The following is a 13,910-nucleotide window of genomic DNA, read 5'->3' on the forward strand; positions in this document are numbered from 1 at the left end:
ACGACTACAGGGGCCTTGTCATGTGGCGTTGCGCCGGGACAAGGCGGCGACGTGCCGACCTCGGAACAGGGGCTGCGTCTTCCGGTCCGCAATGTAGTCAGCAGCCGATGACTGTTTCCATCTGTGTCATGGCCCCTCCCTCGCAAAAGCCCGTCGTCTGTGAATGAGCCCACGACCGCACCGCGCGGTCATCCCTCCTTCAAATTTCGGTCACCGTCCCCCACCACAAATCCGTGACCGGCACGCGCGAGCACACCCGCGATCACCGCGCGCCTAACTCGGCAGAGGTAGCGCCGCCCTGCCCGCTTACCGCTGATTGCAGCTCTTGCGACTTCCGCTTAGCGCCGCCTTCACGTCGCAGAAAAAATCCGATCGATTCGGGTCATCGAGCCGACAACACCATTCGCGAGACACGCCCATGCACCAGCCCTTCCCTCCGAGCTTCGGCAAGATCCAGGCCGCGCCGACCACCGTCGCGCTGGCCGTCAGCGTCCTGTTGAGCGCCTGCGGCGGCGCCGACTCGCCAGGATCGGCGACGCCCGCCGCCGCGAGCGACCGCGCCACGGCCGAAGCACTCGCGCCCGATACGTCGCCGGTGATCGCGGCGGGCCGCTACGTGCTGATGAACGCGCTGACCGGCAAGTGCGTCGAGGCGGTGCCCGCCGCGGCCGACGGTGGCCGCGTCCAGCAGACGACCTGCGGCGACAGCCTCAACCAGGCCTTCGACCTGAGCGTGCAGAACAACGGCTTCTACAAGCTGACCAACGCCGGCACGTCGAAGGTGCTGGAGCTGGCCGGCGCCTCGCGCGCCGACGGCGCGGCGATCCAGCAGGCCGGCAACAGCGATGCCGACACGCAGCGCTTCCGCCTGTGGCGCGCCAACGGCAACCGGGTCCGGGTCGTCAACGTGTCCAGCGGCAAGTGCCTGACGCTCCCGGGCCGGTCGGCGGCCAACGGCGTGCAGATCCAGCAGGCCAGCTGTCTCACCGCGGAGGCGGTGCACCAATTCTTCCTCTATCCGCGCGCGTCGGCCACGCGAGGCCTGCTGCCCGTGGGCCAGTACACCGTGCGCGGCGTCCAGTCGAACCTGTGCCTGGACATCGAAGGCGCGAGCACGGCGGACGGCGCGAAGACGCAGCTGGCGGCCTGCGGCACCGCAGCCAGCCAGCGCTTCGAGGTCAGCGCCGCGGCCGATGGCAGCTACGCGTTCCGCAACGTCAACAGCGGCAAGGGGCTGGACGTCAGCGACATCTCGACCGTGAACGGCGCGCTGATCCAGCAATGGAGCTACGGCGCCGGCGCGAACCAGCGCTTCGCCGTGACGGCCAAGGGCGACGCGTTCAACATCGCCGCCAAGCACACCGGCAAATGCCTGGACGTGAAGGAGTTCAGCGTTGCCGTTGGTGGCCGCATCCAGCAATGGGATTGCGGCAACGGCGACAACCAGCGCTGGCGCCTGCAGGAGACGGACGCGCAAGGCCCGGCACCGACGCCGGCACCGCCTGCCCCCGCGCCGTCGCCCACGCCACCTCCCGCGCCAGCCCCGTCGCCGACGCCACCTCCGCCGCCCCCTCCTCCTCCGCCGCCGCCGCCGGCCCCGCCGCCGGGACCCGCACCAGCGCCCGGTCCCGCGCCGACCCCCGGCCCCGCGCCGACGCTGACGCTGCCGATCGAGGTGCTGGGCGCCGGCTCCCCCGATGCACCGACCGTCGTCGGCGCCGAGCTGTCGCTCGATGCCGCCTCGCTCGCCACCGCGACGCAGCTGGTGGTGCGCTGCCACCGCTGCGGCTTCTACAACTCGCCGGAGTTCGAGGCGCTCAGCAAGCCGCTGACGGCCATCGCCGGCAGCCTGCGCGTGATCGGCGCCGCCAACGCCAACAACACCAGCGCGGCGGCGTGGATCCCGATCAGCGACACCGGCGTCCAGCTCGACGACGTCGAACGCTCGCACGGCGGCGTCAACGGCGGGCTGCTGACCATCCGCTTCCGCGTGCCGCTGGACAGCACCGCGCGGGCGCGCCTGGTCGCGAGCCCCGCCACCAACCGCATCGAGTTCCGCTTCAACGGCACCGACGGCAACTCCAACGGCTTCCGCATCCTCGACCTGCAGCTGCAGGACGCGAGCGGGCGCAACCTCGCTACCAACCCGCGCCGCTGGGCCGACATCGCCGCCGAGAAGCAGACCGGCCGTGTGTGGACCGCCGATGCGGACGCGGGCAAGGCGTTGTGGAACGCTTCCGGCCTGCTGCTGAAGTCACCGGTGGTCAACACCAAGATGCGCGCCGCCTGCGCGTCCTGCCATGCCGCGACGGGCCGCGACCTGCAGTACTTCAACTACTCGGACAACTCGATCGTCCAGCGCGCCCGTTTCCACGGCCTGAGCGAGACGCAGGGCCGGCAGATCTCCGCCTACCTGCGCGCAGCGCTGACGCAGGTCCCGCACGTGCCGCAGGCCACGCCGTGGAATCCGCCGTACCAGCCCGGTCCCGGGCTGGACAGCCGGCCCGTCGTCGAGTGGGCCGCCGGCGCCGGTCTCGACGCGGTGCTGCCGGACGCGAAGTCCTTCGTCAACGTCTTCGCCGGCAAGGCGGCCAACAGCACGGCGGCGGTGACGCAGGCCGAGCTCGACGCCGCGATGGATCCGAGCCCGGGGAAGGTGCTGAACACCCGCGAGATGCCGATCCCGCTGCAGCTGCCCGACTGGAACGCGTGGCTGCCGATCACGCATCCGCTGGACATCTGGACGCCGGAATCGGGCCAGGGTCAGGGCTTGTTCGAGACCCAGGGCGACACCGGCTCCAACCCGATCAAGGTGGTCAAGCGCATCGCCGACTGGCTGGCGGCCAACAAGAATCCGAACGGCGTGTACGGCGACTGGAGCCATCTGACGCCGGACCAGCGCGAACGCGCGCAGTACTGGCTGACCGATCCGGGCATGCGCATCCTGGACTTCGTCGGCGGCGGACGCGGCAGCCGCGTGTCGTCGAATCCGTCGCAGCCCTACGGCGCCGAGATCGGCGGCCGCAAGCTGCAGGCGCTGCTGTCGCCCTCGACGCAGTCGGCGGCGAGCGCGCTGTACCCGAGCGCCAAGGCCGGCTACAGCAAGGAGGCGTTCATCGAGCGCGCCATGTTCGGGATGATCCACTGGATGGGCGTCAAGCAGTGGGAACTGGCGCAGGAATACGGACTCGAGGGCCAGGCCTCGTGGTTCCGCGGCAAGAAGGATTCGAGCGGCAAGTGGGTGGGCGAAGGCGAGAAACGCGGTTGGCCCTTCAGCTGGCCCAGCGTGTTCTACATGGCGCCGCACATGCTGTACGTCGACGAGAAGACGCCGCAGGGCAAGCGCGAGTTCTACTTCTCGTGGGAGCCGCGGCTGACCTCGTACTACCGCACCAACCAGTGGTACCAGCTGCAGATGACGGTGAACCCGGGCTGGTCCGGCGCGTCGGAAGGTCCGATGGACTGGCCGTACCACATGGGCTTCACGACGGCGGTCGTGGACGACCTGATGACGGCGAAGGCGCCATCGCAGGTGTCCGCCTCGCACCTGGCGCGCTACTTCCAGGTGCGGACCAAGCTCGCGCAGCTGGCCAACACCAACCTGTCCTTCAGCAAGCCGGATCCGGCCTATCCGACGGACCTGTTCCGCAACGAGGGGCATCGCAGCCGCGCGTCGCTGGCCATCCACAAGCTGGGCGTGGGCGAGGTGGTCGACCGCGGTCCGGAGAGCTGGGAGAAGTCGCGCTTCCGCCTGCTGGACGACGTGACGCCGGGGCTGCACCTGCAGTTCATCAACAGCTCGATCTCGCTCTACAACGCGATGTACGCCAACACGACCTACGAGCAATGGCGCCGCTGCGACCCGAACGCGCTGTTCGGCAGCGAGCCGGAGATCAGGTCGGGCTTCCGCTTCTGCCTCGACGCGAAGCGCACGCCGCTGCCGCTGACCAGCAAGGGCCAGCCGCACCTCGTGGGCGGATGGGTCGACTGGACCGGCGAGCAGTACATCACCTGGAGCGTGATCTCGGCGCGCAACCACGGCGCGGAGGCGCAGCGCCTGAAGACCTTCTCGGACTGGGCGGGGAGGATGTGGCGGGAGTGAGGGGACGCCTCCCGCGCGGGTAACATCACCCGCGTGACATCTGTCCTTTCCTGATCTCGAGGCGCCGCGGAAGGCGAGGATCCTTCCCGCGTGCGGCGTTCCTCACACGCTGTTCCCGGCGCCTTGATGCGGCGCCGCGGACGACTGCGCACGGCCTCGTCACGAGGCCATCAGGAAAGACCTTGTCATGCACACATCCCACTTGCTTGTGACCGGTGTCGGTGGACACCTGGGTCGGCTCGTTGCCGAACAACTGATCGACGCCGGCGCGACGGTGCCTGTCGTCGGCACCAGCCGCAGCCCCGAACGTCTAGCCACGCTGATCCGACGCGGACTCACACTGCGTCGCGCCGACTTCGACGAACCGGACGCATTGCCTGCCGCCTTCGCGGATGCCGAGCGGATGCTGCTGATCAGCACGGCTGCCGCCAACGCAGGTCCCCGGCGGGTCCGCCAGCACACGCAGGCGATCCGGGCCGCCCTGCAGGCGGGTGTCCGCCACATCGCCTACACCTCGTTCCTCGACGCCGATTCGACACCCCTGCAAGCCCTGGCGGCGGACCACGCCAGCACCGAGGCGGAGCTGACGCAGGGTCCGGTCGGGCACTCGATCCTCCGCCACGCGTTCTACATGGAGATGCTGCTGACGACGCTCCCGCCCGCCATCGCCAGCGGGCGGCTGCTGAGCTCGAACACGCGGGCCGGCGTCGCCTACGTGGCCCGCGCCGATTGCGCGTCGGCTGATGCGGCCGCCCTGCGCGACGGCTTCGACGGTCGACGGACACTCGACATCACCGGGGGTCAGGCCGTGTCAGCGGCGGGGTTGGTGCGGCAGCTCAACGACACGCTGGGGACCGACATCGTTGCGGTCGATGCCAGCCGGCAGGACGTGGCGGCCCATCTGGCCGCCTGCGGCCTGCCGCCTCCGATGGCTCAGATGCTGGCGGCCATCGACGAAGGGCTCGGCCGGGGCGCGATGGCGCGCGTCAGCGAGGATCTCGAGCGCCTGACCGGCGCCCGGCCCACCACCGTCGAGGCGTTCCTGCGCGATCACCGGGCCTCGCTGCTCGCCCGCTGATCGTCGCTCACGACGTTCCAGACCTCAGGCCTCGCCGATGGCGGGGCCTGACCGCCCGGCCCGATCCCGACGCGAACCGGCGGGAACGACTACCTGGCGTCGCTTTCCAGCAGCGCGTCCAGCTCCGTCCACAGCGGATCGCAGAGCCCCGGCCGATAGGCGGCCGCCCGGAACGTCGGATGCTCGCCACGATACACGTCGAGCATGCGCTCGTTGCGGTCCGCCACGGAGGCTCTCACGTTGGCCAGTCGATCCGCCGCTTTCACGATCAACGCGAGTTCCTGCGGTCCGGTGACCAGGGCCAGCTTCGCGTAGGTCTTCGCCTTGCGCTCCTTGCGATTGGCGCCGGGCTCATCGGTGAGCAGCGCCACGCAGGCGGCGATCTCCGGCCCGAACAGATCGGTGATCTCCGCCAGCGTCGCCGGCGTGTCCTCGACCGTGTCGTGCAGGTAGGCGGTAACGACCGCCGCCTCGCCGAAAGGCGCGGCGATCGCGGCCACGGCGTCCAGGTGGTGCACGTAGGGATGCACCCCGTACGTCTGCTCGCCGTGCGCAGCCACGGCGAAGGCTCGCGCTTGATGTGGGGTGGAGATCGTCATGACGTCGAGTATCCGCGACGAGGCCAGGCACGTTCCGCGCAAGGGCACAGGACGTGCTGCGGGCCGCCGGCGGGATTCGCCTCCGACACCGTCCCCCTTACGCGTGATTGGCACTGTGGGCCGGCCCGAAGATGATCGCGTCCATGAAATTCGCCAAGACCACCCCGATCCTGCGCATCTTCGACGAAGCCAAGGCGCTGGAGTTCTACGTGAAGTTCCTGGGCTTCCAGGTCGACTGGGATCACCGCTTCGAGCCGGGCCTGCCGCTCTACCTGCAGGTCTCCCGGGACGGGTGCGTGCTCCACCTGTCGGAACATCACGGCGATGCCTGCCCGGGCGCGGCGATGCGCATCGAGACCGACGACATCGACAGCTTCCACGCCGAGCTGAGCGCCCGCCAGTACGGCTACGCCCGGCCCGGGCTGGAGGAGACGCCCTGGGGCTCCAGAGATGTCTCGGTGACGGATCCGTTCGGGAACCGGTTGACGTTCACCAATGCGATCAGCACATGATGCTGGACGTCGGGATACCGACGGCTTCCATGGAGTGACCGTTCAAAGGGTCTCGAGACATGAATGACACGCTGGCAACAGCCGCCGAGTACCTTCGGCTGGCCATCGAGACGGACACCTTGCCCGCATCGTTCGTACGCCAATGGGCCGATGCGATCATTGCGGCCGATCCGCAGCCCACGGGCGACATCGTCGAGGTGTCCTGGAGTCGCGATACTCGGGACATCATCGCAGCGCTGAATGGCGTCGAAGGCGATCGGGACTTCGAGCTTGCAGAGCGCTGGTTCTGCAGGACCTTGCACTCGCAGCTGCGCGCCGGTCGAGAACCGTCAGACGTCATCCGGGCCGCCAGACACGCCCTGTTCAACAACGATCTTGCGCTTGAGTCCTACTATGCGGCCGGCACGTTGGAAGACGATTTGCAACTCGCCGACATGGGCGTGCACGGATCCCCGCCAGAGGTCAAAGAGCGCATCGCCAAGTTTCTAGACGGCAACGCCGCAGAGTCGATTCCCCCAACCTTGAAGAAGCGCAGCGTCGGTAGATGCACCTCTCAAGGGGTCGAGCATCGTGGCGGGGAATCGCTGACTCAGCGGCTCAGATAGAAGTCCATCGGAATCAGTTCCACGGCCCACCCACCCGCTTCGCCCAGCGTGGCGGCCGGATGCATGGACGCGATGCGCTGGGCCTCTTCAGGGCTGTCCGCCTCGATGATGAACAGTCCGCCGACGACTTCCTTCGACTCGGTGTACGGGCCGTCGGTCACATGCGTCCTGCCGCCTTGCGGGCGCAGCGTCTTCCACTGGTCCAGATCGCCGAGCGACGCGGACACCAGCACCTTGCCGGTGGCGCGCATCTGCTCGTCCAGCGGCGGGCATTGGCTCACCAGCGCCTTGACGTCGTCCGGCGCCATCTCGGCGAACTTTTCAGGGGTGAAGTAGGCGAGGCCGAGGTATTTCACGAGAGGTCCTTTGGAAGGTGGTGATGCTCTGACGACGAACGCGAGGATCGGGAATCGACAGGGCGAGCAGCGATGCGCAACGATTTCGCCCGCTTGTCTCGATTGGCCGGATCAGTCCTGATCGTGAACCGGATACTCGGCGGCTGTCACTTTCCAAAGGCCTGTCTCTTGATCAAACCATGTCAAGAGGCCGATCAGGTCCCCTTCTTCGCTGAGGAGGGGAAAGTTGGCCGGACCGTAGGCACCCGGCCCGGGACCGTTGTATGGCCCGCTCATGAAATACCGAGGTTCAATCACGCCGAAATCGCACCCGGCATGCTTGAGAAGAGGTTGCGGGACGTCCAGGAGTTGATAGTTCGATCCGCCGCAGCAGAGCGCCCTGGGGGCGTGCCGCCGCTCCAGGCGCCACCGGAGGAAGGCGCCGACCTCGTCCATCGCCATCTCACGAGTCAGGTTCTCGGTTTCGGCGGGGTACTCCACCGCTCGGCCAGCTTTCACCGCGCCGTAAGCGTCCTCGAACGCTCGTATCGTGGCAATGTCCTCGACGGTGCATATCGTGGCGCAGTCCTTGCACCAACCGGGTCGCAGCGGGGCATGGAACACCTTGGCGCCGGAGATTTGGCTGCCAAGAGGATCCCCGCCGCGATTGAAGTGATAGCGCGCCTCTCGGGTCGCGAACTCAAAGTTCTCGCCGCAACTCGTGCAGGTGTAGTGACTGGGAAGCATCATCGGCTCAGCAACGCAGTTGTTTTGATCGGACGTGCGTCCAGGCTCGATGCCGCAATGGCCGACTCAGTCATATCCGTAATACCGGCGCACGACATCCAGAAATGCCGTCTCCTCCATGGGATGGCCCTGTTCATCGACAAGCGCGCTGGAACGAAAAGACAGAAGGATCTGACCTCGCTCCTTGCGATGCGGCTTCAACACGACGAGGTTGTCCTCCTCCGCTGCGCCCATCACCATGAATCGATCAAGCGCCCCGTCGACTTCCCGGACGTCGTCGCTGGAGCGCAGGTGCACGGTCCCTTCGAGCAACCGCACACGGAGGACTCCGGGCGCGTCGGACACCCTGTCCTTGAGAAACGAGCAGTCGACGACCAGCTCGATCAGATCGAAGGAGAGACGGTGGACCGACCTGATCCATGCGCGATGCAAGGCATGGAAGATCGCCAACCGCCGCACCGAGACCTCCCGCCGCTCGGCATTGGCCCGGGCAACAGTCATCGCCTCGGTGACGAGACCGGCGGTTTGTCGAGGCTTGTTCGCCTTGGACGGGAACCAGATCTCTGGAATGTCTTGCAGCAGCGGCCACGCAGCCTCCGGATCCACGCCTATCGAAGGCAGGTGGATCGACACAACGGATCGCTGCGTGACCTCCGTCGAACGTGGAAGACGAAGCAAGATCGACAAGACATGCGGTAGATCCCCGTCTTGCAGCTTCTCAGTCCAGGATAGGTCTTCTGAAAAGATCAGATGGATGTGCGGCCAGTCTGGCCAAGTCTGCGAGTCGATGGAACAGTCGAAGAACTGGCTCAGGATCAGCCGCGCTTCGGAGAAGTCGCAATCCCGGACGCTCCCCTTGCTGCCGGAAAACTTTGGGCCGAACTCACACCCCTTGTACTGGCCCTTGAAACGACACCGCTCGAAACGGGTGTCGTCAAACCGGCCGTCGCTCAACGGCTTGGTGGCACGTACATCGCAATCGGAGAACTGCGCCTCGAAGTTCATGCGCTGCCGAGGCGTAGGGACGATTTTCAGTTCGCAGTCCTGGAACTCCGCACCGCCATCGATGCGGTCGAACACCTCGCCCCCTCCCACGACCAACGATCGCCCCTCGAAACGGCCGCCACGGATCTCGTAGCCCATCCCCGGATCCAGAGGTTCCCGCTGGCGTCTCTTCGTTGCATTCAACCTGTCCTCCCTCAAGGGCTACCGTGGGTCGAAAGCATAGCGCTGGCTCCTGATCTGCAACGTACCGGCGCGTCCCTTGAGAGCTGCTTGATATCCTCGAAAAAAACAAGCCAGGATGCCAATGAGCCACTGCTACTTCATCACCCACCCCGAAGTGACCATCGACCCCGATGTGCCTGTGCACCGTTGGGGCCTGTCCGACCAGGGGCGGGAGCGCATGAGCGCGTTCTCGGCGCATCCTTTCCTGGCCAACGTGAAGCGGGTGATCAGCAGCGAAGAGCTGAAGGCGGTCGAGGCGGCAAACCTGCTCGCTGCGCGGCTCGGCCAGCAGCCGGCCCGGATGGCAAGCCTGGGAGAGAACGATCGCACGGCCACCGGCTACCTGCCCAAGGCGCAGTTCGAGGCCGCGGCCGACGAGTTCTTTGCCCATCCTGACCGCTCGTATCGCGGCTGGGAGACGGCGACGGCAGCGCAGGCGCGGATCGTCGCCACGATCGAGCAGATCCTGCGCGCTTCGCCGGACGTCGATATCGCCATCGTGTCGCATGGCGCCGTGGGCACCCTGCTGAAGTGTTTCCTGAAAGGTATCGCCATCACAAGGACCGAGGACCAGACCCGGCAAGGGCACTACTTCGTCTTCGAAACGGACTCCAGGAAGTTGCTCCTGGACTGGACCCCGCTCGAGTCTCCCTGGATCGTCTGAATGCAGCCATCCGCCCTCGACCCCGACGACTTCTTCCCCGCGCTCGAGATCCGCCGCACGCGCGCCCTCGTCGAGCGCGACATGGCGCTCATCGAGTCGCTGCACGCGCCGGACTATGAGCTCATCACGCCCGCGGGACGGCGCTTCCAACGCGACGAGTACCTCGCGCTGCTCGCGGAAGCCCCCTTCTACTCCGGTTGGGACCACAGCGACATGCAGGTCCGCGCATCGCAGCATCTGGCGGTCATCCGCTATCGCGCACGGCTGAGCTTCCCGTCGGGCAAGGTCGTCGACTGCTGGCACATGGACGTCTACGAGCGCCGTGAGTCCGGCTGGATGGCCGTGTGGTCAGAGGCGACGGCCCTCGCGCCCAAGGAAGGCGGCGATTCGTCGACGAGATGACCGCGCGCGGTGATAGTCTGCCGCCCGATCCAAACACCCCACCCCGCTCCATGAGTTCCGCCTCGCCCATTCCTGGAATCGACACGCCTCCACCCGACCTGTCGTACGGCTACGGCGGCATCTGCTTCATCCCCCTCGACAAGATGGCCGAGATGCAGATCGGCTATTCCGGCTCCGACTGGAACCCTCAATGGCTGGTGGTCGCCCAGGATTCCCTGTGCGGCGACCCGATATTCGTCGATCGATCTGGCCCGGGCTTTCCCGTCCTGTCCGCCCCGCATGGCGACGGCGTCTGGAATGCGACGCCCGTGGCCCCGTCGTGGCAGGTCTTCCTCGCAGCCGTCGAAACGGTCCGGCCATTCACGAAAGGTCGGGAGTACCCGGTCGCCCTCGAAAGGAGTCCGTTGACGGAGACGGAGCGCGTGCAGGTCCTGCAATCGCTCGAGGACCTGCTCGGCCCGGAACCGCTCGACTATTGGCGGCTGCTGCTCGGTCAGTCCGACTTCGACATGCCCATGGCGCCTCACACGCCGTTGCCCCCCGAAGAAGCCGAGCGCCTCATGGCAGAGGCACTGGCTGCGCTGCCACCCGAGTTGCGCGAGGGCATGCGGGAGATCGAGCGGCATGCACGGGAAGAAGCGGCCAGTCGCCCGCGCGTGACGTCGTTGAACGACGACGCATGGCGTTTGATCCCCGACGAGCGACTCGATGCTGCGGTGATGGCCTACATCAACGGTCGGGCCTTCAGTCAGATCGGCGAACCGGAGTCGTTGGCCGCCCTGCCACGCGGCTTCCAGATCTTCCACCTCTCATTCATCCTCGAAGCCGAGGTCGCCAACGGTGGCTTCCATCAGTTCTTCTGGAACATTCCCGGACAGTACCTGCGGCAAGTGCCAGCGGCGTTGCAGGCCTTGGGTGCGAACGAAGCCGCCGTCATGTTCGAGCAGGCGTGGCAGGTCGCGGATCAGGACAGCCCGCGCCTGGCCCCTTTCAAGGCGGACGGTTCCTTGCAGGCCTTTTCGGCGTCGTACAGGGACTCCCCGCTCAACGCATTCGACGATCCGTTCATGGCATTGGCAGCGAGGTTCCCGGCCTTGCGCGTCGAGTACCTGAAGCAGCGCATCGAGCAGTTCCGCGAGTGATCGACACGCTCGGCCGGGGGGCCGTCGGCTCACGGCAGGCTGCGCACCACCAGTTCCTCCGACTTCGATTCATCGAACGCCATGCGTTCCTTGAGTCCCGCGTGCTCGTCGTAGGGCGTCTCGTAGGACCACACCGCATCGTTGGCGCTCTGGTCGCCGACGTCGACATCGAAGTAGCTCGCCGTGCCCTTGAACGGGCATTCGGTCGAGGTCTCCGTGCGTTTCAGCCGGTCCTGCCGGACATCTCCGCGCGGGAAGTAGAACCGCGGCGGATGGCCGTCCTCGTCGACACGTACCACGTCGCGTGAATCCGCCAGCGTCTGACCGGCGAACACGACGGTCATGCGTTCGGCGACGCGGGACTCCTTCACATGGTGCTCGGGATGCTGCCGATGGCCAGGGGACTTGCTCATGACGGGACCTTCATGAAAGTGGCTGAGGAAAACGTCTGAGAGCAATCGGCATGCCTCGCCCGGCGCGCCCCGCCCGCCCGATGCGGCGCCCTCTCACCCCGCTCTGACCTGCCCCTTCCCATCGCGCTTCCCGCGCAGCATCTCGTGGTCCGCGCGCTCGATCAGCTCGTGCGCGCCGGCCTCGTCGTCCGGCGAGAACACCTCGACGCCCGCCGTGACGCCCACCGTCACCTGCTCGCCGGACGACAGCACGATCGGCTCGCCGATCGCGTCGACGACGCGCGCCAGCACCGGCCGCCATTCCTCGTCCTGCACCCCGGTCAGGACCAGCACGAACTCGTCGCCGCCCAGCCTCGCCACGGTGTCCAGCGGGCGGATGCTCGCCGACAGCCGCGCCGCCACCGTCTGCAGCAGCTGGTCGCCGGCGTCATGCCCGTGCGCGTCGTTGACCGCCTTGAAGCCGTCCAGGTCCAGGTAGCAGACCGCCACCCGGGTGCGCTCGCGCCGCGCCATCGCCAGCGCCTGCTCGATCCGGTCGTACAGCAGCACCCGGTTGGGCAGCTGCGTCAGCGCATCGTGGAAGGCCGCATGCGCCAGGTCCTCATGCGCCGCCTTCATCGCGGTGATGTCGACCGCCATCGCGAAGACCTCGTGCGCCGACAAGGGCACCGCGCCGAAGTCCACCCACACCGACTCGCCGGCCTTGCTCCGCATCCGGATCTGCGAACGGTAGTGCCCGTGCTCGGCCAGCGCCGTGTAGACCTGCCGCCCCACGTCCTCGTACTGCGCGTCGTCCCAATAGAACACCCGCGCCGGCACGTCCTGCAGCTCCCCGGGACCGTAGCCGAGCAGCCGCTCCACCGCCCGGTTGCGCCAGGTGATCTTGCGGCGCGAGATCTTGGCCATGCCGACCAGGTCGCTGTCGAGCATCGCCGCCTGTTCGCGCTGCAGCGCCTGGATCTGCTTGCCCTGGTCGGCCAGCGCCTGCATGGACCGTTGCTGTCGCCGGTTCGCGCGATGGACCTGCCAGCTCGCCAGCGCCACCAGCAGCCACGCGAGCGCGGCCAGCGAGGCCACCGTCCAGGCCTGCTGCCGCCAGGGCTTGAAGAAGCGCGCGTTGTTCACGCCGGCGAACACGACGAACGGCCAGTCGTCCAGCGCGCGGTACGAGCTGGTGCGGCTCTGTCCGTCGATCGCCACGGTCGACACGAAGGTCCCCTGGCGCGGGTGCGCGGCCAGCATGGCGCGCAGTTCGTCCGAGACCATCGTCTCGCCGACCTCGCCCTGCGACGGGCTGTCCGGCGCCATCCGCGCCACCAGCCGCAGGTCGTCCCGGCGCAGCGTCATCGCGTCGAGCGGCGCGAGGTCGTACCGCTCGAAGAGATGCCGGAAATGATCGACGCCCACCGTCACGTAGAGGAAGCCCGCGAACCGTCCGCCCACCACCAGCGGCCGTCCGAAGCCGATCACCCAGTGTCCCGACACGCGCGAGCGCAGCGGCCCGGTGACCCGCGTCACCGGCCTCGAGAGGTCGCGGGCATCGATGAAGAAATCGCGATCGGCGATCTGCGTCGGCACGCCGGCCGGCAGTCGCGTTCCCCAGCGCACCAGGCCGGCCGTATCCGCGGCGCGGAGCGCCTCGATGCCGGGCAGCAGTCCGAAGCGCGCGTGGAGCACGTCGTTCAGCACCGCGTCGGAAGCGCCGCCCGGCGCGTCGAGCAGCCGCTCCATCTCGCCGGCGGTCGCGCGCAGGACCGCGTCGACTCGCCCCATCTCGGCGGCGACGTTGAGCTGCGCGACGGCGGCCAGGCCGTCGGACACGTCGCGCGCCTGCGCCGCGTAGGCGCGGCGGGAGGTGTCGAGCACCTGCACGACGAGCGCGCCCAGCACCAGGGCGACGGTCAGGTTCGCGACGATCAGCCAGGCCGTCACGCGGCGCCGGCGGCGCATGGCGCCTTCGACAAAGACTTGTGGATCGGAAAGCGGCATGCCTTGCATGGTGCCTCAGCCGGACGCCGTCCGACAGCCGGGACGGCCCCCCAGGGCCTGTGTTTTCCCGAGTCCCTACATTCGGGGATGACCGT

At 67.5% G+C, this 13,910-nt stretch carries 13 protein-coding genes; 7 read left to right on the forward strand and 6 right to left on the reverse strand.

The window, feature by feature from the left end; translation table 11 throughout:
- Positions 1 to 418 precede the first annotated feature (418 nt).
- Together ACQ86G_RS25010 and ACQ86G_RS25015 are read left to right on the forward strand one after the other, a co-directional pair.
- Positions 419 to 4,102 (forward strand): RICIN domain-containing protein, encoded by a 3,684-nt coding sequence (locus ACQ86G_RS25010; RefSeq protein WP_431257826.1) that lies wholly within the window; start codon positions 419 to 421, stop codon positions 4,100 to 4,102.
- 187 nt (positions 4,103 to 4,289) lie between these two features.
- Positions 4,290 to 5,180, forward strand: coding sequence for an NAD(P)H-binding protein (locus ACQ86G_RS25015; RefSeq protein WP_431257827.1), 891 nt, complete (start codon positions 4,290 to 4,292; stop codon positions 5,178 to 5,180).
- Between the two features lie 89 nt (positions 5,181 to 5,269).
- On the opposite strand, the gene ACQ86G_RS25020 is transcribed toward ACQ86G_RS25015, so the two are convergent.
- Entirely contained in the window at positions 5,270 to 5,779 is a 510-nt protein-coding gene (locus tag ACQ86G_RS25020) for an HD domain-containing protein (protein WP_431257828.1), read from the reverse strand.
- Positions 5,780 to 5,922: 143 nt separating this feature from the next.
- Here ACQ86G_RS25020 and ACQ86G_RS25025 point away from each other — a divergent pair, with 143 nt between their 5' ends.
- Positions 5,923 to 6,291 carry a glyoxalase superfamily protein gene (locus ACQ86G_RS25025; RefSeq protein ID WP_431257829.1) on the forward strand — a complete coding sequence of 123 codons (369 nt, stop codon included), beginning with the start codon at positions 5,923 to 5,925 and terminating at the stop codon, positions 6,289 to 6,291.
- A gap of 59 nt (positions 6,292 to 6,350) precedes the next feature.
- Positions 6,351 to 6,896 carry a hypothetical protein gene (locus ACQ86G_RS25030; protein ID WP_431257830.1) on the forward strand — a complete coding sequence of 182 codons (546 nt, stop codon included), beginning with the start codon at positions 6,351 to 6,353 and terminating at the stop codon, positions 6,894 to 6,896.
- Here the strand turns inward: ACQ86G_RS25030 and ACQ86G_RS25035 are convergent.
- The 3 genes from ACQ86G_RS25035 to ACQ86G_RS25045 all read right to left on the reverse strand — a co-directional run bounded on the left by ACQ86G_RS25035 (position 6,881) and on the right by ACQ86G_RS25045 (position 9,121).
- On the reverse strand, positions 6,881 to 7,252 hold the full coding sequence (locus ACQ86G_RS25035) for a YciI family protein (protein WP_431257831.1): 372 nt from the start codon (positions 7,250 to 7,252) through the stop codon (positions 6,881 to 6,883). The two genes, ACQ86G_RS25030 and ACQ86G_RS25035, sit on opposite strands and share 16 nt — an antisense overlap.
- Before the next feature lie 111 nt (positions 7,253 to 7,363).
- Positions 7,364 to 7,981 (reverse strand): hypothetical protein, encoded by a 618-nt coding sequence (locus tag ACQ86G_RS25040; protein WP_431257832.1) that lies wholly within the window; start codon positions 7,979 to 7,981, stop codon positions 7,364 to 7,366.
- A gap of 63 nt (positions 7,982 to 8,044) precedes the next feature.
- Positions 8,045 to 9,121: a hypothetical protein gene (locus tag ACQ86G_RS25045; protein ID WP_431257833.1), complete on the reverse strand. Its 1,077-nt coding sequence runs from the start codon at positions 9,119 to 9,121 to the stop codon at positions 8,045 to 8,047.
- A 166-nt stretch (positions 9,122 to 9,287) separates the two neighbouring features.
- Here ACQ86G_RS25045 and ACQ86G_RS25050 point away from each other — a divergent pair, with 166 nt between their 5' ends.
- The 3 genes from ACQ86G_RS25050 to ACQ86G_RS25060 are packed head-to-tail and all read left to right on the forward strand — an operon-like array spanning position 9,288 to position 11,413.
- Positions 9,288 to 9,869 (forward strand): histidine phosphatase family protein, encoded by a 582-nt coding sequence (locus tag ACQ86G_RS25050; RefSeq protein ID WP_431257834.1) that lies wholly within the window; start codon positions 9,288 to 9,290, stop codon positions 9,867 to 9,869.
- Entirely contained in the window at positions 9,870 to 10,271 is a 402-nt protein-coding gene (locus ACQ86G_RS25055; protein WP_431257835.1) for a nuclear transport factor 2 family protein, read from the forward strand.
- Positions 10,272 to 10,321: 50 nt separating this feature from the next.
- Entirely contained in the window at positions 10,322 to 11,413 is a 1,092-nt protein-coding gene (locus ACQ86G_RS25060; RefSeq protein ID WP_431257836.1) for a DMP19 family protein, read from the forward strand.
- A gap of 29 nt (positions 11,414 to 11,442) precedes the next feature.
- Here ACQ86G_RS25060 and ACQ86G_RS25065 read toward each other — a convergent pair whose 3' ends face one another.
- Complete coding sequence (locus tag ACQ86G_RS25065; RefSeq protein WP_431257837.1) at positions 11,443 to 11,826, reverse strand: DUF427 domain-containing protein; 384 nt, start codon at positions 11,824 to 11,826, stop codon at positions 11,443 to 11,445.
- Between the two features lie 93 nt (positions 11,827 to 11,919).
- Entirely contained in the window at positions 11,920 to 13,815 is a 1,896-nt protein-coding gene (locus tag ACQ86G_RS25070; RefSeq protein WP_431257838.1) for a diguanylate cyclase domain-containing protein, read from the reverse strand.
- Positions 13,816 to 13,910: the final 95 nt, after the last annotated feature.

Origin of the sequence: Roseateles chitinivorans, assembly GCF_050632145.1 — a bacterium.
GTDB lineage: Bacteria > Pseudomonadota > Gammaproteobacteria > Burkholderiales > Burkholderiaceae_C > Roseateles > Roseateles chitinivorans_B.